General features: G+C 51.2%; 17 protein-coding genes and 2 pseudogenes. 11 read left to right on the top strand and 8 right to left on the bottom strand.

Annotation, left to right across the window (positions count from 1 at the left end; genetic code table 11):
• Positions 1-193: 193 nt before the first annotated feature.
• Positions 194-1,495, bottom strand: a complete 1,302-nt coding sequence (locus ACTRXD_RS16255; protein WP_442432840.1) for an LssY C-terminal domain-containing protein — start codon at positions 1,493-1,495, stop codon at positions 194-196.
• A 399-nt stretch (positions 1,496-1,894) separates the two neighbouring features.
• Here ACTRXD_RS16255 and ACTRXD_RS16250 point away from each other — a divergent pair, with 399 nt between their 5' ends.
• On the top strand, positions 1,895-2,557 hold the full coding sequence (locus ACTRXD_RS16250; RefSeq protein ID WP_442432839.1) for a class I SAM-dependent methyltransferase: 663 nt from the start codon (positions 1,895-1,897) through the stop codon (positions 2,555-2,557).
• Between the two features lie 428 nt (positions 2,558-2,985).
• Here the strand turns inward: ACTRXD_RS16250 and ACTRXD_RS16245 are convergent, their stop codons facing one another.
• From ACTRXD_RS16245 to ACTRXD_RS16235, 3 genes are all read right to left on the bottom strand, one after another.
• Positions 2,986-3,936 carry an alpha/beta hydrolase gene (locus ACTRXD_RS16245; protein ID WP_442432838.1) on the bottom strand — a complete coding sequence of 317 codons (951 nt, stop codon included), beginning with the start codon at positions 3,934-3,936 and terminating at the stop codon, positions 2,986-2,988.
• 98 nt (positions 3,937-4,034) lie between these two features.
• Positions 4,035-4,481 (bottom strand): VOC family protein, encoded by a 447-nt coding sequence (locus tag ACTRXD_RS16240; RefSeq protein ID WP_442432837.1) that lies wholly within the window; start codon positions 4,479-4,481, stop codon positions 4,035-4,037.
• A 528-nt stretch (positions 4,482-5,009) separates the two neighbouring features.
• A complete protein-coding gene (locus tag ACTRXD_RS16235) occupies positions 5,010-5,864 on the bottom strand; it encodes an MliC family protein (protein ID WP_442432836.1) in 855 nt (284 codons plus the stop codon).
• Positions 5,865-6,147: 283 nt separating this feature from the next.
• On the opposite strand from ACTRXD_RS16235, the gene ACTRXD_RS16230 reads away from it, so the two are divergent.
• Complete coding sequence (locus tag ACTRXD_RS16230) at positions 6,148-7,041, top strand: universal stress protein (protein WP_442432835.1); 894 nt, start codon at positions 6,148-6,150, stop codon at positions 7,039-7,041.
• A 109-nt stretch (positions 7,042-7,150) separates the two neighbouring features.
• Here the strand turns inward: ACTRXD_RS16230 and ACTRXD_RS16225 are convergent, their stop codons facing one another.
• Positions 7,151-7,426 (bottom strand): hypothetical protein, encoded by a 276-nt coding sequence (locus ACTRXD_RS16225; RefSeq protein WP_442432834.1) that lies wholly within the window; start codon positions 7,424-7,426, stop codon positions 7,151-7,153.
• 71 nt (positions 7,427-7,497) lie between these two features.
• On the opposite strand from ACTRXD_RS16225, the gene ACTRXD_RS16220 reads away from it, so the two are divergent.
• The 3 genes from ACTRXD_RS16220 (at position 7,498) to ACTRXD_RS16210 (ending at position 11,240) form a co-directional block, all read left to right on the top strand.
• Entirely contained in the window at positions 7,498-8,325 is an 828-nt protein-coding gene (locus ACTRXD_RS16220) for a lipase family protein (protein WP_442432833.1), read from the top strand.
• Positions 8,326-8,461: 136 nt separating this feature from the next.
• Positions 8,462-9,724: an MFS transporter gene (locus tag ACTRXD_RS16215; RefSeq protein WP_442432832.1), complete on the top strand. Its 1,263-nt coding sequence runs from the start codon at positions 8,462-8,464 to the stop codon at positions 9,722-9,724.
• 703 nt (positions 9,725-10,427) lie between these two features.
• A complete protein-coding gene (locus tag ACTRXD_RS16210; RefSeq protein ID WP_442432952.1) occupies positions 10,428-11,240 on the top strand; it encodes a hypothetical protein in 813 nt (270 codons plus the stop codon).
• 52 nt (positions 11,241-11,292) lie between these two features.
• On the opposite strand, the pseudogene ACTRXD_RS16205 reads toward ACTRXD_RS16210, so the two are convergent.
• Positions 11,293-11,445: pseudogene (locus ACTRXD_RS16205) on the bottom strand (hypothetical protein); the annotation flags it as partial.
• A gap of 298 nt (positions 11,446-11,743) precedes the next feature.
• Here ACTRXD_RS16205 and ACTRXD_RS16200 point away from each other — a divergent pair.
• Positions 11,744-13,348, top strand: a complete 1,605-nt coding sequence (locus ACTRXD_RS16200; protein WP_442432831.1) for an amidase — start codon at positions 11,744-11,746, stop codon at positions 13,346-13,348.
• A gap of 173 nt (positions 13,349-13,521) precedes the next feature.
• Here the strand turns inward: ACTRXD_RS16200 and ACTRXD_RS16195 are convergent, their stop codons facing one another.
• Together ACTRXD_RS16195 and ACTRXD_RS16190 are read right to left on the bottom strand one after the other, a co-directional pair.
• A complete protein-coding gene (locus ACTRXD_RS16195) occupies positions 13,522-14,595 on the bottom strand; it encodes a gamma-glutamyl-gamma-aminobutyrate hydrolase family protein (RefSeq protein ID WP_442432830.1) in 1,074 nt (357 codons plus the stop codon).
• A 565-nt stretch (positions 14,596-15,160) separates the two neighbouring features.
• The gene (locus ACTRXD_RS16190; RefSeq protein WP_442432829.1) at positions 15,161-15,340 is read right to left on the bottom strand and encodes a hypothetical protein; all 180 of its coding nucleotides are present in this window, start codon (positions 15,338-15,340) and stop codon (positions 15,161-15,163) included.
• Between the two features lie 293 nt (positions 15,341-15,633).
• Between ACTRXD_RS16190 and ACTRXD_RS16185 the strand changes: the two genes are divergently transcribed.
• The 5 genes and pseudogenes from ACTRXD_RS16185 to ACTRXD_RS16165 all read left to right on the top strand — a co-directional run bounded on the left by ACTRXD_RS16185 (position 15,634) and on the right by ACTRXD_RS16165 (position 19,982).
• Positions 15,634-16,488, top strand: a complete 855-nt coding sequence (locus ACTRXD_RS16185) for an oxygenase MpaB family protein (RefSeq protein ID WP_442432828.1) — start codon at positions 15,634-15,636, stop codon at positions 16,486-16,488.
• A gap of 115 nt (positions 16,489-16,603) precedes the next feature.
• Entirely contained in the window at positions 16,604-17,290 is a 687-nt protein-coding gene (locus ACTRXD_RS16180) for a class I SAM-dependent methyltransferase (protein WP_442432827.1), read from the top strand.
• A gap of 5 nt (positions 17,291-17,295) precedes the next feature.
• A complete protein-coding gene (locus ACTRXD_RS16175) occupies positions 17,296-18,216 on the top strand; it encodes an ATP-binding protein (RefSeq protein WP_442432826.1) in 921 nt (306 codons plus the stop codon).
• A gap of 199 nt (positions 18,217-18,415) precedes the next feature.
• The gene (locus ACTRXD_RS16170) at positions 18,416-18,667 is read left to right on the top strand and encodes a helix-turn-helix transcriptional regulator (protein WP_442432825.1); all 252 of its coding nucleotides are present in this window, start codon (positions 18,416-18,418) and stop codon (positions 18,665-18,667) included.
• A pseudogene (locus ACTRXD_RS16165) lies at positions 18,667-19,982 on the top strand (type II toxin-antitoxin system HipA family toxin). Before ACTRXD_RS16170 ends, ACTRXD_RS16165 begins: the two are co-directional and overlap by 1 nt.
• Positions 19,983-20,009: the final 27 nt, after the last annotated feature.

The following is a 20,009-nucleotide window of genomic DNA, read 5'->3' as shown; positions in this document are numbered from 1 at the left end:
ATTATCAAAATCGCAACAAGTGCGTCCATGATATCCACTACTGATCACGATGGTGTCATATTTTCCTGTCCTTCCATTTTCCTCCACCAATTCCTGGGCTAGTGCGATTATCTCTTCATAATCATCTGCCCCCCAACATTTGCAAAAAATGAAAATGCTCGCATGTTCCAGCCATAGACAGAACATTGTGAGGTCAATCGAGGCTTGGAATCTGTCGCAAATGACGGGCTGTTTTAAGAGAGGGGTTTTCCCAATCAAAAAAGAGAATTTCTGACATCGTAGTGTACTGGTCTGAAAAGAGAAGAACCGTTCGGAGACCGTCATGGAAATAAGGGTCTCCGGTGAGATTCGTTTGGGGATGATCAGGTGTGGCTACCCCAAGCCCGGAGACCCACCCAATTTTTGCCAGTCCCCCGGTATACAGGAGATCGGTGGCAAGAGAATTTCGTGCTTCGTCTACATCGGGATCGATGACATGGGTCGTAAAGCTCCAGGTTTTCGTCGTGAAGCGAACTCCAACATCACGACTGATCTGGCCAATCCACACTCGGTCACCCCTGAAACGAAAAGGGCTGAGCCACAAGCGCAAATGATTGCGCTTCTTAATAGTACCTCGAGCCTTTTGGACGGCAATGTCTTGTGGCCGACCGAAAAGATAGAGTGGACTCACTGGAGAATAACGATATCGGGAGCCGAGCAAAAATGATTTGATCGTCTTCCAAATAGATCCCTCATAAATGACCTCCGTCTCGTACCATCCACGGGAAATGAAGGGAGGGGCTAGGACCCCCTGCGGTCCTATGATCACTAAATTGAGAGGATCCCCTTTTCTGGTCCCATCTTCATTTGTCGCACAACAAGGTAATTGTTCCAAGGCTTCTCGAAAGGTTGTCTCGTCTTCATAATCGACGATCTTACCCTCGGAATACAGCGTATCAAACTCAACTTGGAGGTGGTCCGCATGTAGATCAGGTACAGGAAGGATGAATGTAAAGGATTTCACATCCCCTGGAGTCAACAAATCCACATGGACGAACTTTCGTCCTCGAGACAAATTGACAAAAACAAAGCCGGATGTGGTGGAATGAGGGCCGGCCGGATTACGGAATGCTGCGTTGATAAAATGATTGTCCATTTCATGATTAGTGGAATCGGAGAAGAAGGAGTGATTCTGATAGGCAACCTCCAATGGGGAGAAGTATTCGGGATCCAAGCTACTTTCAATGAGCCAGTAGTATGATGGAGTATTGTTTTCCACGCGTAGCCAAATAGGCTGAATGCCATCATCCCCTAAGTTCACGCCAAAAACCGCCTCACTCTCTTCCTCCGTCAGAGCGGCGGAGGTGACCGTGATTTTACCTTGGGTCTGACTCTTAGTGCGGTCTTGAAAGGGTACGGTCTTAACGGGGCGGGGATCAAAGGACGCGCACCCGAAAACAGCTATTCCGAGCACCATCCATACAATGAGGATGTGAATGGGGTGCGAACAAGGCACGAGGTCGACCTTTAGGTTACATTGAATGAATCTACTTTTCATGAGAGTATGGGTCATGGTCGAATCTGCATGGCACTCCTTTAGAAAAGAAAAGGTGGATACTAAAAGAGCCTTGTAGACTTAACAAGTATTTTTTGAAAATAATTTCTACATTTTAAAAAAACCGGACACATTAATTTTCTAAAATCAATGCCTTAAACAAATAGTATCGAGACGGTAGAATTGGCATAGCGAAACGCGATGGCGGAAAGGAGGAACCCGTAATCCCTTCCGGTCCAAGGACGGTTCGTTTAGCTATAAGCGATTGGGGGAACAATGACGACGGACTACAATCAGATCGCGAATCAATACAAGAAAGCAAAAGAGCAACCGTGGTGGACCAGGAGCGTGCTGTATTCAATGATGAACTTGATCGGTGATCTTGCCGAAAAATCGGTGGTCGATGTGGCCTGTGGGGAAGGATGGCTGACACGAGAGCTTCGCAAGGCCGGTGCGTCAGAGGTGGTCGGCGTCGACATTTCAGAAGAAATGATCGAGCTGGCTCGCCGGCAGGAAGCCTATGAACCGCTCGGCATTGAATATCGTGTCGAGGACGCACGAGCGCCAACAACAGCACAAAAGTTTGATATCTCAACTTCCACTTGCTTACTCGTCTATGCGTCCAATCACCAGGAACTGAGTATCATGTGTCGCGGGCTGGCGCGGCGCATCAAATCCGGCGGACGATTCGTGACCTTAATCGTCAATCCGGATCTGTACTCAATGCAGGCCCACCCGCCGGACTACCGAAAATATGGTTTCCAGGCCCGGTTGCCTGAATCCGCGTATGAGGGTGCCCCGCTCGTCTGGACGATTTATTTAGACGACTCAACGATTGAGATCGAGAACTATCATATGCCGATCGCAGCTCATGAGTCGGCGCTTTACGACGCGGGGTTTCGCGACGTCACGTTCCATAACCTGACCATTGGCCCTGATCCACAAGCGGGTGAAGAGGGAAACTATTGGGAGGATATTCTCAGGTATCCGCCAGCTATTATGATCGACGGAATTAAGACATAAAGGAGCTTCACCTTGTTCCTTGCCTTTCGATTCCCTCCAACGGCGAGTTTGAGCAACGGCCCACAGCTTTCCAACGCAAGTAACGCCTAAAACGCACGATGTAGGGCGTCAGCTCCGAGCCGTGGTTATGAGGCACATCCAAATGATTCGGTATCGTATGTCTACTGTCTATCCAAAGTAACATCGAATAAAGTGGGATCAAGTGTCCGTTTTGGGGTTTTTCAATGGATCCCCCGATGCCTTTCAAGTACCTTAGAACTTGAACTGTTTGTCCAGCACAAAAAATTGTATCGTACCGGCCATTGATCGTTTGTCGGCGGAACAACCCTCCATGCGTTCTAAAACTCTCCTCCCATTTCGGCAAACCTTCGACTTGGACTGTGGCGACGATCTTGGCATATGCGTTCCTATTCTTGTAGTTATCTACATTATGAGGCCCTACCCATGGCGCGCTTGAACGCTTCGACACCTTCCCTTATGGCGAGCGTGGAAATATCGGACTGCGCCAGAAAGTCAAAGCCGTGGACCGTGCCCGGGTAGTGGTGGAGTTCCACCGGCACGCCGGCTGCCATCAACCTCATCGCATAGAGAATCCCTTCGTCACGTAGAGGGTCATGCTCACAGGTCATCACGTAAGCTGGCGGCAGGCCGGTGAGGGTATCCGCCCGTGCCGGTGCCGCATACGGAGACACCTCAACACGATCACGCCCGATATAGTGGTCCCACATGCGGAGATTGTTCCAATAATCCCAGATATACAGGTCGGTCCCGGCCTTCATGGAGTCCGTCTCAGAACGGTCGTCAACCACCGGGTAGAATAACATCTGGAAGGCGATTTTCGGTCCGCCGCGATCTCGGGCCATCAACGCCACGGCCGCGGACAGATTACCTCCTGCACTGCCGCCTCCGATTGCGATACGGTTGGGATCAACCTGGAGTTCCTCTGCATTGGCCGCGACCCACCTCAAAGCGGCATAACAGTCTTCCACCCCTGCAGGGAAGGGGTGCTCTGGAGCGAGTCGGTAATCGACGCCTACTGAGACGGCACCACCCTCTACCGCCATTGCCAAGCAACGCGGATGTTCGCTCTCCAAATCACCCAAAATGAACGCACCTCCATGGAAGTTGACAAAGGCCGGGCTCTCCTCGGTGCGATCCTTAGGAACGTAGAGGCGGATCGGAAAGGGCGGAGCACCATTGGGACCTGGAATCGTCTTTTCTACTTCTTTAATTTGGTCGTGCCTGGGACGTCCCGTTGACTTCTGCAATGCCTCACAGAATTCGGCTACCATCTGTCGTGCGCCCTGTACGTCAGAAACGTCGACCTGGGGAAACGCCCGTGCAATCTTTTCAATCGTTGGGTCATATACGCGATTCATGTCGATTCCCTCCGTTAAGTCAAGGCCGCATACGGATCAAGCTCAGCCGAAGGGACCCTCATAGCGGCACGCCGTCAGCTGCAGCGGCTGGTTTCACGTTACCCGCGGCTTCGATCCCATTCCGACAGTTCCACGGTGATGCCCTCCGGCCCGGAAAGAAAGACCAGTTTGCGGTCATGGAAGTCCATGACCTCGTTGCGGAGTTGAACGCCGTGGGCTTTAAGCCTTGCCACCTCGGCCTCCAGATCGTCCACGGCGAAACAGACGTGGTTGAACCCCAGTTTGGTGAGGTTGCGAATAGCCGAGTCCGGGAGAGGATCCGGGGAGCGATACTTGAGTAGTTGAACCTCCGTTCGTGGTGAAACGTTGGCAAGCACAAGGGTGATGTGTTCAGCCTCGATACCGTCAACCCCCATGTAGTTGGAGAACTGCGAACCTTCGATCACGACGGACATGTCTTCTTTGAACCCCAGCAGGCCAAAAAACTGCTTGGCTTCCTCGACATTTCTTACCACAATGGTGACGTGGTCAAAGTGCTTGATCATGGCCTCTGCTCCTTTCGCCGGTCGGCACTCAGCTTCTCATCCCTCAAACAAACGGTCATTCAAACACTGCGGAGCCCCTCGCGCTGCCAGCACCATCTGCCAAGTCCTCCGGTACTATGGCCGCCGAACGTTGGGGATGAGCCGCAGCCCAGAAACAGCAGAATCTTTGCTCTTCGCCTTTGCAAAGAGCGGAACAGCTTCCCATGGGTCATAAAACTCTCTTCCCATTGAGACAAATCATCGACCTGGACTGTAGCGACGTTTTGGGCCTGGGCTTTCCTTATTGTGAATGTTGCAAAAAGCCGCCAACGGCGTTCTCGCGATTTTGCCGTGCTCACGTACTCGATATACGCTCCGCGCGGCAAAATGGCTTCGGCCTGGCTGGACGGACTTTTTTGAACATTCCCTCCCGCTATTGGTTTCGGCACTCCCTCGGGTATGTATGCGTGTTGTGCGCGAAATATCCAACACGCCCTTATTCTTCAATAGACTTCATTTTCTGGTTTCTTTCGCTGTCGCGGATCTGCCTCACGACGCCTTTTTGCAATGCATCGCCGGTGAACCATGCCCCCACGTGATCAACGCTTCCCCTTGATGTTCCCAAAAGGTCTCGTTGCGACCTTGGTACTTAGCCCCACTGCCACTCCCCTGTAAGAACATCAGCGAGAGGCTGCCACCGCGTTCGGCAATCAACGTTGGAGGCTTGGTCCGGAAAAACGTGGCGACGACCTCGTTGGCAGAGGTGTCCTCGCACAGGAAACTGACCGGCCCACTGTGGGGTACCAGACGATACCTGGCCTGCAGTTCGGCGATGCGGCGTGTGTACTCATCCCGGACACATCCGCGGGTGTCTTCGATTTTCCAACAGTCGTCGCGCCCTTTGATCCAACCGCGTTGCTCTGTCCTGAGGACAGGAGGATGCTCGTTGATCGCTTTTTTCGATGCAGTAGCGTAGACACCGGACAGCTTGCGATCGAGTGCCGATAATTCCTCATCCTTGCAAATCATCGCCTCAATGCTACCGCCAATAACATTGATACAAGCGTACGATGGGCCTTGCGCCTTGGCAGTTCCGCCGGGATCCCCGACACCTTTCGAGGAAGTGCGGTTCTCCAAAACCATTTGATCGATGTGACGGCACCAGGCTTCGGTGTCACGACTCGGAACATCCGGCTTGTCCCGAATCCCGAGCTTGAACTCAATCACCGACTTCCATTCGTCAGAACCGATGTCCGGACCGTGCCCTTGCTTGTCGATCGTCGCCACGTTCTCCTCTATCACTCTGTACCACAAATCGGAACAGAGAGTTCTCGTCGCCAGACCCAAAGCCAGACTGCCGATTGTCTGCGCGAAAGCTGCGGCAAAGCAGAGGAAGATTGCCATCCACTTGCTCATTGAAGATTGCCCAGTCGCCATCTCATGCTAGCGGTCAACTATCCTCTGTTACGTATTCAGGCATTCCAAGTTTGGCAGGACGTCGTGTGTGCATGAAGTGTGTGCTGCCACGACTCTGAAAAGTGGCTTCATTGTGCCCTCATGTCGTCAATTTGACAATACCCATTGAACCCTTGAGACATAGCTATTTTTCTTCACGATCATTTGGGGTACAATCTGCCGGTTAGGATCGTGGACCGAAGTGTTGCAGGTCTTTCGTGAAAGGAGTGTCATGACCAACCATCGTTTACGACGACCGCTTATCCAATCTGTGGTTCATTGTTCCGATTTTAGCTCAGGCAGTCATACGGCTTTCGCCCACGCTCTTAAAGCAGCCTTAACTGCCAAGGCAAAGCTTTCGATTTTGCATGTCGCCAACGATATGGAGACGGATTGGACAGAGTTTCCTGGAGTCAGAAATATACTTGAACGATGGGGACTGTTACCGAAGCACAGTCCACGGTCAGCAGTACCGCAATTGGGAATAAACGTCAGAAAGTTAACGATCCAACATAAGGATCCCGTTAAATCCGTCTTGGAGTGGTTAGAACATCACCCAACCGATCTCCTTGTTCTAGCGACTCAACAGGACAACAACCGGATTTACTGGATGAGCAGATCGGTGGCCAAGCCGATTACAAGGAAATCACGCTTGATGACCCTTTTGATACCGAAGGGAATCACGGGTTTTGTGTCTAAACAAGATGGCGTCGTCTCATTGAAGCATATTGTGATTCCGGTGGCAGCTGATCCTAAACCCCAACCTGCGATCCAGGCAGCCGCCCGTCTTGTGCAACAGCTCAATTGCCGTTCCGGTCGGTTCACCGTCCTCCACGTCGGCGAGAATGGTCAAATGCCGACAGTACGATTTCCGTCAGTACCAGGGTGGCGATGGACTAAGGTCACAGAAAACGGCGACATTTCAAAGATTATTCTGAAGACTGTCAAAAACCATAAAGCAGATCTCTTAATCATGACGACGGCAGGACGTCGGGGATTCTTGGATGCGCTGCGGGGCAGTCAGACGGAACAAGTTCTTCGAAAAGTGTCCTGCCCGTTGTTAACGATTCCAGCAGGAGGATGGATGGCCTCTTTGCTGGAGACCGAATCCGATGGAGCCACTTAGCCCAACATATTTTCAGGTGCTCTTTGTTTAAGTACCGCTTAACGGGCTGCGCCTAACAGACCTGTTGGTATTGTCAACATACCTCGCTCTTGGGTGGTGTCGCTCTATACTAATTATGATCACTCAATTCTTCATCTCCGGTCAGCCACCGCACAACTTCCTCAACCGCTTGCTTGCGTGTCGTCTTCTTCAATTCAACATCATGATAGGGCTGTTCCAGATGGTGGACATACATGCCGATATTCAACGAATCACCCGACGACAGCCTATAGGTAAAGATGACGGTGGTGTTTGAATCAATCACATTGGCTTGAGTCCAGGGTACATACTCTGGGAAAATCATCTCGGTTACAGTTTTTCGACCGGCCCCGAGCCAAACCTCCATAGGTCTCGCTCTTTTTCTTCCTTAGCGTCCGGTGCCTCCAGCCTGAGTTGTGATGTATGGTAGGAGCGATCATGTCGAGCAAACCCATGTATTTCCCACCGGCTCCGTTCGATCTGACCGAGGCCGTGGAATGTTCCGATCTCGTGGATTTGGCCTATGGTATGTACTTCCAATGGGTACAGCAGAAGAAACCACATACGCCAGCCGATTTACGCTGGCAACCTCCTCGTGACTCGCCTTATCGCTTCGGCGAACCGATCTGGGGCAATTCCGAGGTGCTCTTATTTAGGGATTTGGAACCTTTTGCGTTGGTTACCCGGCAGGACGACAAGGCCTATGTCATTTTTCGCGGGACCGAAACCCTGGAGGATTGGTACAACGACGCCGAAATCAAACAAGTTCCTTACGAGGTGCCACACGTTTCAAATGTGGGTTTTGTCCATGAAGGGTTCTTTGACCTGTATAAATCCCTTCGTCAGTCCCTCTTATCGCAACTCAATTCGCTGGAAGGCATTCGCACGTTGTACATCACCGGCCACAGTCTGGGTGCAGCCTTGGCCATGGTGTCTACACCGGACTTGATGGCCAACGCATTTACGCTACAAACACCATTAGTCTTTCAATACAATTTGGCGGGTCCCCGTGCCTGCGATCCAACGTTGGCCACCTTTCTTAACAACGGCCTCGCTCATATTTATCGGATTGTGAACAGTTGCGATCTGGTGCCGGAGGTGCCCCCGTCCGTGTACCTTGGGTTTACGGAAAAGGTTTTGTACGAGCATGTGGGCTACCCTGTGACATTCACCGCGCAATATGGGAGCATCCCAGGAAATCATGCTCATCACACCAGTTACCATTACGCGTTGAAACACCCGCAGCAACCTCAAGGCCCTGTATAAACCAGTCATGGAAGGGTTGGGCCACTGCATCAACACCAACAGCCAAAAAGTCGACATGGTCGCGCATATAGAACGGTTGAGAGCAAATGCATAGCCTCCTGCGTGGTTCGCGTGGGAGTGAAAGGGTTTCAAGTCATTGGAGAGTGGAGCGCCTTCTTCGTCCCGGCGACGCATCATCCTAGCCGGGCTTATTGGCAACGTCATGGAGTGGTATGACTTTGCCGTGTACGGCTATTTCGCCGCCATCATCGGACGCCAATTTTTTCCGTCCGATAATCCAGCCGTTTCATTAATCACGGCATTCGGTGCGTTCGCCGCAGGCTTTTTGGTCCGACCCTTGGGAGGTTTGTTGTTTGGCCGAATCGGTGACTTGGTCGGACGCACCCGCGCGCTGACGCTTTCGGTCATCACCATGGCCGTACCGACAGTGTTGATTGGTCTTTTGCCTACTCACGCGGAAATCGGATTGGCGGCCCCTGTTTTGCTGATCGCTTTTCGAATGATTCAGGGATTATCGGTTGGCGGGGAATACACGAGCTCCTTGGTCTTTTTGGTAGAAAATTCTCCATACAATCGAAGAGCGTTCAGTGCCATTTGGGGCGTCTGGGGGGCAGGAGCCGGGATCCTCTTAGGTTCCGGTGTCGGGGCACTCCTGACGAATGGGTTGGATGAAGCACAAGTGGTCAGTTGGGGTTGGCGTCTTCCATTTATCCTAGGCGCGCTGGTAGCCGGCACTGGATATTTTGTCCGGCGGAATATCCATATTGAAAGAACTGCCGGTGCAACCAAAAGTCCTGTCCTCGATTCCTTTGGGAAATACCGCTCATCAATCATGAGGGTCGCACTCCTTAATGTGGGGTATGGCATTTCTTTTTATGCAATTTTCGTCTATGCCGTCACCTACATTAAGGAAATTGATCATCTGCCTGAAGGCGCGGCCTTTAATCTAAACACGTTAAGCATGGCCCTGTTGTTATTATTCCTACCGATGGGCGCCTGGCTATCGGATAGAATCGGGCGTAGACCCATATTAATCGCTGCCGGAACACTGATGACCTTCGGGTCCATTCCCCTTTTCCACTTGATACATACGACTCATCCGATAACTATATTCCTTGGGGAATTGGGGTTCGCGTTGATCATCGGAATGTTAGCCGGAGGGATAGTGGCCGCCAATGTGGAATTGATCCCGGCTCCCGTCCGATGCACCGGCCTCGCTTTTTCGTATAACGTTTCCATCGGCGTGTTTGGCGGCACCACGCCACTGATGGCCGCCTGGTTGATTTCAACAACAGGCAATCCGATCATGCCGGCCTATTGGATCGCTATGGGTGGGGCGGTGACCTTGTTGACGGCAATCTTCCTTATTCGCGAAACAGGTTTCGTTCAACTTGACTGATTCGAGCTTTCACCACGAATCCCTGCACCGTGTTGTTTTAACAATCGTGGATAGACTCCCAATCCACAAGCAAGATCCAAGACGCGCCCTCCATTGAGGCCTCCTTGAGGGAAATTTAAAATTAATGGCCCACGTTCCGAGTACACACCATCAGTTGATCGACACGATCAAGATGGATGGGCGAATGGCTTGACAGAAGATGGACTCATTGGGCTTGATCATTGATGCATTCGAGGGTGTAAAAATTTCATGAATAGGCGAAGGCCAAGGGAGCTCTTTGAAACGATCTTGCAAAAACTTGACCTGCTGCAGTTGGTGCCAATAACGGGATAAGCCGAGACACAACTGACTCCTGAAACAAAGAGCGGAGAGGTGTGTCTCCAATTGCTCAATGACTGTCCATGCTTCATTGGCAAGCCTGGACGATTGATTAATTTGAGAAAAAGTGACAGACTTCGAAGCTAATCTACAATACGAGTTTGATTGCCATAGAAGTCAGAAGTCTCCCCTTCGAAGGGATGATTTTTATGAATTCTAATGCCCATATGGGACATGCAGGCTTATTAGAGAGTACTATTTTTTTTGGTCAATCCGAGGGGTAGAAGCGTAACCTATTATGGAAATGGCTTTGACGCTTCGGAATTTATCCCAAAGACAGCCCCCTTCTTTTACACTAAGTTCGCTTCTTACATTGACAGTGTTGTTGGGTTTGTTGATAGGTGAACGGGCCTACGGTGAGGAATGGCCGCAAGAGCATCCGGATCGGTTGAAGTTGTATGGCGGATACCAAAAACTTTTTGGGATTGATGGGAAATTCCGATTGGATGGCTCGAAGACCGGGTTGGGTAGTACCTTTGATTGGCATGATGGCCTTGGGGGAGATGATGATGATGACATGCTGCGGGCCGGTTTTGAGTTCCGTTTCAATGAGAACCATGCAATCGGATTTTCCTGGTATGACATCAATCTCCACGGCAGTAGAACCGTCGACGATGATCTCCAGATTGACGATAAGATCTTCACGGTTGGAGGCGGGATTAAAAGTAAGGTAGACCTCACCGTGTATCGTTTCTATTACAACTGGTCATTTTATCACAGTGACAAAACAGAATTATTCCTGTCGCCGGGAATGTATTTCGGGAATTTCGAGGCGAAGTTCAAGGGTAACTTAGTGTTCGATCCGGATGATTTCAATCCGGTGGCCGGTGAGGACAAGGTCAAAGAGAAAATCCAAGCTCCGCTTCCCACTTTGGGGTTGGGTGTGGAATATAAAATTTTCCCGCGCCTGAAGGCTATTCTGCGAACGGATTTTTTTTATGTGAACGTTGATAATATTGAAGGCACCCTGGCCGAATTCTATTTCGGATTGGAATATCGAGTCTTCAAACATTTCGCAGTTGGAGCCGCCTTTGACCGCATGATGGTCGATATCGATTATAAAAATGGAAAGCCCAAAGGGTGGGAACTGGACATGTCCTGGAACGGGGGACTGTTCTACGGAGCACTCTATTTTTAATGGAAGAGGGCGATTTCCATGACTTTTCCCAGCTGACAGATGTGGCTTCGCGCTCCGAGACCGAGCCGTTCTCAACATCAACACGGAAACAAAGCACGCGATCCATCATCGATTCCGACACGTACATATACTTTTCTGTTTTGTCGAATGTGATCCCGTTCGCAAAGTAGAGGTTTTTGACAAATTCCTCCGCTTTCCCAGCCAATTCCTCTCCCGATCCTGGCAATTTAAAAAACAGCGCCCATCGGCACCGGCTGGTTCACGGTATCCCAGAGACCTTTCTTTCCATTTTCTTAAGGGAGAAGAGTCAAAATTTACCTTACCCATGTCACTCTACTACCGGAAAAAATACGGAAAATTCGATATTATGAAGAGGGTTCCGAGTCGTTATGGTTCCCACGGATGGCTTGGCTTTTGTGTTCTGTATAGTTATCGTCGGAACTGCGGGGTTACAATTTGAGAACGAGGGGTCACAACCAGACACCATGAGAGAGGTAAGCCTGATGAAATTTAATCAAGTGCCGTACCGTCTCTTAGTCAAGACCGTCGTCTTGATTTGCGTTCTTGTTACTCCGTCCAATTCACGAGCCTTCGACCTAGATGAAGCGACCATCACCGACTTGCAAGAAGGGATGCGGATGGGAACATACACCTCGCGATCGATTGTCGAAATGTACGTGAACCGGGTGGAAGAAATCGACAAACAAGGGCCAGCGATTCGATCGTATCTGGAGATCAATCCCGATGCGTTGACCATTGCAGATCGACTGGACCAGGAACATCGAGATGGACAGATTCGCGGTCCATTACATGGAATTCCGGTTTTATTGAAAGACAGTATTGATACGGCGGACAAACTGAGTACCACCGGCGGTTCCTATGCGTTGGAAGGCATTCCTGTGCCCAGGGATTCTTTTGTGGCCACACAACTCCGGAAAGCCGGAGCCGTGATTATCGGCAAAGCGAATATGTCGGAGTGGGGTTACATGCGGTCCACTCGTGCCAGCAGCGGGTGGAGCGGCCGTGGAGGCCAAACCAAGAATCCTTATATCTTGACACGGAATCCTTGTGGGTCCAGTTCGGGATCGGGGGCAGCCGTGGCCGCGAACTTAGTGGCCGTGGCTATCGGAGCCGAGGTGGATGGGTCGATTGTCTGTCCGGCATCGGCCAACTCCATTGTGGGTATCAAGCCCACGGTGGGCCTTATAAGCCGCGCCGGCATTATTCCTGTTGCGCCGACGCAAGATACCGCAGGTCCCCTGACTCGAACCGTGGCTGATGCGGCCATTGTGCTCGGCGCACTGACAGGGATTGACCCCCGTGATCCCCGGACTGAAGATTCTCGCGGGAAATCCCATTCGGACTATACGCAATTCCTGGACCCCAAGGGATTACATGGGGCTCGTATCGGGATCGCCAGGAATTATTTTGGGTATCACGAACAACTTGATGCCCTCATCAACCAATCCATCCACGTCATGAAACAACAGGGAGCCATTATTATCGATCCTGCGAATGTGGAAACAGCAGGACAGTTCGGTGACTCTGAGTTGACCGTGTTGCTCTATGAATTTAAGACCCATCTTGAAAAATATCTCCGCGCACGTTCCTCTTCCGGCCCTCAAACGATCAAGGACCTTATGACCTTCAATGAGAACCATCGAAGCATCGAGATGCCGTACTTTGAACAGGAAATATTTGAGATGTCTGCCCAGAAAGGGCCGTTAACCGACAAGCCCTATTTGGATGCCTTGGAGCGAAACCGTCGGCTCGCTGCCACCGAAGGGATTGATGCGACCTTAAAGAAATATCGGCTGGACGCCATCGTGGCTCCCACCTATGGACCGGTTATGCCGATTGATCTTATTCTAGGCGATCACCTCGTTCCGCCCTGGAAGAGCCAAGAGTGGACACCCTCGGCTCCGGCTGTAGCCGGCTATCCGCATATCTCGGTTCCCGCCGGATATATCTTCGGGATTCCGGTCGGCATTTCCTTTATTGGAGGGCCTTACAGCGAACCAATCCTGATTAAGATAGCCTATGCGTTTGAGCAGGCCACCAAATATCGCAAACCACCCCGGTTTCTTGCACAAGATTTGGCACGGTGATTGTCTAAGATGTTGCGTCAACTGCAACCGACCAACCAGCAGTGCTATGGACCAGCACCACAATCATTGAAGCCTTCCCCTTTGAGACGGCCCCGAATTACTTGCCGGATAATCGTGATGGTATCCACAACAGGTCCTTCAGTTGTCATCATCCACTCACACGGTACACTCCATCACTCTGCCGTTTCTGCACTCCGTGAACAGGAACCCGCGCCCGTTGGACAAAAAACGTAGACCTGTTCGTATATCCAATCGCCTTTGCCCGTGTAGATGAGTGGGGCGGAGTAGATTAGTTCGTCGCGTCGGGCCTCGGGAAAATTGTGCTGGGACTTTCTCGCTTCACTAAGGAAAAACCGGGCCGTGGCTTCAGAAACCAGGATGGCGTTCGGCGAATGGGGGATATTCGAATAGTCAGAGTTCTGGCTCCATTCAAAGTTGTTCTTCTCCGGATGCCACTGCGTGCCATAGAATGGATAATCTCGGGCCTCCATGGTGCTCACAAATACCTGACCCGCAGGCGCCTCATTGAACGACAGCATGTCGAAGAACGAATACAGCGAAGGGTTCGACCGGTATTCGCTGACCAGCAGCCCGTGGTCGTGGGAGTTGAAGGTCAGCCTCTGGGTTCGGATCGCCCATAGGAGCTTTGGGGGAAACGACCTAAAGAGCCTACTCTGGCGTGCATCGCGAGTGAACCGCAGGGACAGGGCCAGGTTCGTTGCCACCACATCGAGGCTGATCACATGGCCATTGCCCGTCTCCAGCACCGAAAGCTCTTCGAATCCCAGACACGTCCCCCATATCGGGTAGTAGTCGCCACGATCATTCGCCTCCTTGGCTAAATTCCAAAGGATCTCCCCCTCCTCCGTATAAATGTCCGACGGATCGATCCCCTGATTTCCGCCAGGAAAAAGAATCCCGTTTGTCTGTTCGAAGATTTCATCGTAGTACCCGTCTGGCTGATTCAGGAGAATGGGCAGCACCCGTCCACCTGCCTGCCCAACCCATTTCACGTAACTCGCGGGAATCATATACCGATACCGCGAGAGCTCCGCTTTCACGGCAGGGTCGATCGTGCTCGATCCGGTGATCGTATCGGTCTCCTGACTAAAGACGCCGATCACGGGGCGGAGATTCCGTTCATTGTGGGAATAGAAGTCGATCTCCGTACCGGCAACAGCGCCAGGCAAGGACATGGCAGACAGAAGGGCAGCCAGAAGAACCATGATGTTACGATGTGCTGACATATGATGATCTCCTCGGGGTCTGTTGAAAAAAGCCGCCAGCGGCGTTCTCGCCATTTTCCCGTGCTCACGTACTCAGCGTACACTCCGCGCGTACAAACGGCTACGGCCTTTCCTTCGAGGGGCCTCAGGACAGGACTGGACGGACCCTTCGGGAAGACTCAGGGCATGCTTTTTTGAACCGACCCGGAGCCTTTGATGAGTAATTTAATCCTGCGCAAATTTGCCCTTGAACATCCTTTTTATTTAACACTACCCCTCGTTAAAAATTTTTAGGCCACCTTAACATATACCAAGGACTGTGCAGTTTTCCGCCACTTATACGTGATAAATCATCAATCCCGTGCTTGGGAGACTCAGGCAAGTGCACGCTGGCTCAGAAATCTTCTTTTCACGGTCTTCCGTATTGATGGTTTACCGGGTGAATCGAATTGTACCTCTTCGATCGCGATACACACTATTGACGCCATTCGGGTGATCACAGATAAGCCTCGTTTCTTCGGTCTGAGTGCCTATCCTGTGAAACAACCCCGTGCACATATCTCCAATTGAAGAAAAGCACCATGCTCTAAACACACGGGTTGGGCTCCTCCTGCAGGTTCTGAAGGTGCATGAGTGTATCCTGACCAGATGAATCGGCAAAAAGGGCGTTGAAAACCGGTTCCTTCGATGAGGACACGGTCGTATATTTATCTGCCATCACAAATCGACCATAAAGATTACGGTAATGGCGATGACCGGAATGCATGATGGATCCTCCTGCTGTGCCAATTTGCTATAGAGATCGCCCCAGTCCCCCACAGCTTGAAAAGAGGAACTAGCCCCCCAACAATTCTAACCCGAAATGAGAAAATTTCGGAACACAAGAAAAGCCTTCATCAGCAGTTCCACAAGCTTTCGCCGAGGGAGGGTCCTCCCTAACATGGCATTATCCAAATACGAGTTTTGAATGCCCATTCCGATTGACCTCCCTTTCATTGATCCGTTAAGGAGTTTATGGTGGGATATGACCGTGAATAAGAAAAGTGAGAGATTGTGACGATGGCACGAGACCGCATACTCAAGGAAATCCAAACGCTCGATCCACAAAAGGATCATGAACGTATTGTCTTTTTGTCCACCTGTTTCGATTTTTCCTTCGACACAACCCGGGCTCTGGAGTTTGCCTTGTTTCGCACCTTCTGTGTCCCGAGTATTTCCGGGCTGCTGGATCGGACCGGAGAATTCGGGAAAAGGACTCAAAAACGCTATGACGACACCGACATTCTGGTCAGCGAATTATTGGAATGGGGATACAGCAGTGAACGGGGCCGGCGGGCCATCCAACGAATCAACCGGCTGCATGGACGTTTTTCGATCGCGAACGAAGACTTTCTGTATGTTCTTTCCACTTTTCTCTTCGAACCCATCCGGTGGAACCGGAATTATGGCTGGCGACCCATGTGTGAGCAGGAACGCCTCGGTCTCTTCTACTTCTGGCGAGCCGTCGGACAAGGCATGCAGATCCGAGAAATTCCAGAGGATTACCAGACCTTTGAGCGTTTCAATGTCGAGTATGAACGGGAACGATTCCGTTTCACCCCATCCAACCACCGTGTCGGAACGGCTACGGTTGAGCTGTTTGTTAACTGGTTTCCAAGAATGCTGGCCCCAATGGTCCGCTCGGCCATCTATGCCCTATTGGAGCCTCCGCTGATTACGGCATTCGGCTTTCCTGAACCGTCGCGATTGATGCGCCGGGCGGTGCCCTCACTCCTGAAGCTTCGAGCCGGTATATTGCGATACCTCCCACCCCGTCGGCATCCCCGGCTACGAACGGAGATGGTTCATCCTTCACATCCTCACGGTTATGTGATCGAACAACTGGGCCCGCCGGAGGAGACAAAAGGGAAATGAGGATAGGAGAGCTGGACTGCCTATCTCTTATCCTCCTTGTAGCGTGACCACGCATATACCATAAAATAACAGTTCTTCTCATAGGCCTTTTCGTTCACAAATGGGAGATTCAATCATGAACATAGAGTCCATAATTTCATTCACCCGACACTCTCGCCTGGGGTTTTGGTGCCTCCTGTTGGCATTTCTACTTACCGATCTGACTGCCAGCTGTTCACATCAACCATGGGACATCGACACTTACATCCAGAATCTTGAACGGCCTGAACGGGATGAATACCAACAGCCGGAAAAGGTTATCGAAGCGTTGAACATCACGCCCGGTATGGTGGTCGCTGATGTGGGAGCAGGCTCAGGGTACTTTACGCGCCGATTTGCCAAAACAGTTGGAGAGACAGGACAGGTGCTGGCCGTAGATATCGAGCAGAAAATGCTGGACTACAACAAACAGGAATTGGAAAAACTCGGGATGGCCAACCGAGCCACATTCATTCTGGCTAAACCGGACGATCCGTCACTTTCCGAAAACAGCGTGGACCTGGTCTTTCTGTGCAATGCGTATCATCACGTTGAACATCATGTGGATTATTGGGCCAAAATCAAATCCGCGTTAAAACCCAATGGACGGGTTGTCATCATCGATTTCTATCACGATGAGCGGTCTGGCAAACTCAGCTTCTCCAAACACCATCTGGTTCCCAGAGAACGCGTCATCGCGAACATGGAGAAAGTGGGACTCACTTTGTCAAAGGAGCACACCTTCCTCCCCCGCCAATATTTTTTGGAATTTAAGGGAAGCTAAATCCTATGTTTTCCCAAACTGTAGTGCTGCCAAACAGCTTAGATATTGGGACTTTTGTCCAATTTCTCCAAGAAAATAACATTTGGAACATTGAGGAGCCGGAAACACCTGTAATGCTTGAGACGATGGGGCATAGATGGATCGAGCCAACTCCTTTGGCAGCTTTAGCTGTAGCTCTTTGTGAACGGAAAAATACACACCAAGCAGAAATAGACCTAAAAAATTTCAAGGGAGCTAAGCACCCCGGGTATTTCGAAAGGATGAAATTTTTTGATTTATTGAATCAACCATCGCCTGTTTACCCAGGAGTCCATCATGATCCGTCAGGTCGTTTTATCGAGCTGACTGTTTTTAACTCCCTTAAGGAAGTCGACAATTTAATTAGACAAGCTGCAGATCTTTTGGGCGTTGATACGTTTATCGCTCCCTTCGTGACTCGCGCCTTGGAGGAAGCAATGCGCAATGCGGTTCAACATGCAGGAGAGGGCCATCTCAGGCTGGTAGTTGCCCAACGATATTCTAGCCCTCCAGCTCGTATTCATCTGGCGATCGTAGATTCTGGAATTGGGATAAGGGCTTCCTTGTTTGACAAATGTGAATCCGTCGTAGGTGATGCAGAAAAAGCACTTCGTTTAAGTGTTCAAGCAGGAATATCTGGGAAGCGAGGAAAAACAACAGGGAATTATTTTGAGCAAAATCAGGGATTTGGGCTGCATTTGCTAAATAGGATTGTCGAAGAAACATATGGGAGGTTTGTCTTGGCCACGGAGGATAGGCTCCGATTTCAAGATGGTATACACACCGAATTTCGAAAAATTAAAAAGATCAATGGGACCATCATGGGCATTGAGCTTTTTGAGGACTACTTAAAGGGTCTGAATTTCTATGAATTGCAAAATCGATTTATTAGAGAAGTGCCTTGGTGAATCCCTAAATGTCTCGAAGACCAGCTTCCCAATCCATGCTCTTGGTGCATTTTCAAATTACTTCAGACCTGCCGGCCTCTGCATATGCCAATTCTGGAAAAGCTAACTTATCTACTTTAACGCATAAAAACTTTTTATACGTTAATTGGTATATTGTGATTTTATCCGTTTTGGCGCATAATAAGGTTGGAGGGAAAACATGTCCGACCTTGCACGCAATCCGAAACAGATCGGCAATCTCATCCGGCGGGCCCGCAAGCAACACGGCTTGAGCCAGACGCAGCTCGGGGAAAAGACCGGATTGCGCCAGGCGACGATATCCCTCATCGAGACGGGTAATCCGGCCGCGACGCTGGAGACGATTCTGACGGTGCTCAGCGTCCTCGATCTGGAGTTCCGTATCGGGCCGCGATCAAAGGGGACCGCCGCTGATATCGAGGATATTTTCTGATGGCCCGCAGCCGTCGGCACGCGCCGCTACGCGTGCTGCTGAACAATCGCCCGGTCGGGCATCTCCACAAGGCCACAAGCGGAGCCATTGCCTTTCAATACAACCAGGACTGGTTAGGATGGCCGCACGCCCTACCGGTCTCGCTCTCGCTCCCTTTGCGTGAAGACGCCTACAGAGGAGAGCCGGTCGCCGCCGTGTTCGAGAATCTATTACCGGATTCGGATGCGTTGCGCCGTCGGGTTGCGGAAACAGTCGGAGCGGGCGGAACCGATGCCTATAGTCTGCTTGCTGCCATTGGCCGCGATTGTGTGGGGGCATTGCAATTTGTCGGGGCGGACGATGACGTGGAGGAGATCGACGATTCCGCCACGATCACCGGTGAGCCCGTCAATGAGGGTACCATTGAAACGCTCCTCAACGGGTTGGCGCAAACCCCTTTGGGTCTGAGCGGTAACGATGCGTTTCGGATATCACTGGCCGGAGCGCAGGAAAAGACCGCACTACTCCGGCATAAGGGCAAATGGCTCAAGCCCCGTGGCACCACACCCACCTCCCATATTTTAAAAAACAGATCGGCCGATTGCCGAACGGACTCGACCTCTCGAATAGCGTCGAGAATGAATTCTATTGTCTGAAACTGGCGGTCGCGTTTGGCCTGCCGGTCAACCGGGCGGACATGTACACGTTCGGAGAGACGAAATCGCTTGTAATCGAACGCTTCGACCGGCTTTGGACAAAAGACAAGCGACTGTTGCGGCTACCGCAGGAGGATTGTTGCCAGGCGCTCTCGGTGCCGCCCACCCGGAAATATCAACGTGAAGGCGGACCGGGAATGATCGAAGTGCTTGATCTGCTCAAAGGCAGCGATCACCCCCTTGAAGATCAGGAAACCGTGTTAAAGGCCCAAATCTTCTTCTGGCTTATTGGCGCCACGGACGGGCACACCAAAAATTTCAGCATTTTTCTCAATCCAGGGGGCAGTTACCACCTGACGCCCCTGTATGACGTCCTCACCGCTCAGCCGAGCTTGGAAGTGCGTCAAATTGAAAGTAAACAGATGAAGCTAGCCATGTCGGCCGGGACCAAGCGGCACTATCGAATCGGCGACATTCTCGGGCAACATTTTATTCAAACCGTGGAAGGGGCGGGACTGCCGAAAAGATTCGCACTTGAGACTATCGAGAAAATGGCTGATACCGCCGGGCAGGCATTGGAAGCCATCGAACGCGTCCTACCAGCGGATTTCCCCGAGGTCATTCACCGGGCGGTCAAAGTCGGCGTGACCAACCGTCTGTCCAAGCTGCGTGTTGCGTAATTTGTTAGGGGAGGGTACGTGCGTTAG

Origin of the sequence: Nitrospira sp. T9, from assembly GCF_052156535.1 — a bacterium.
Classification (GTDB): Bacteria; Nitrospirota; Nitrospiria; order Nitrospirales; family UBA8639; genus Nitrospira_E.
This window is presented reverse-complemented; position numbering and strand designations above follow the sequence as displayed.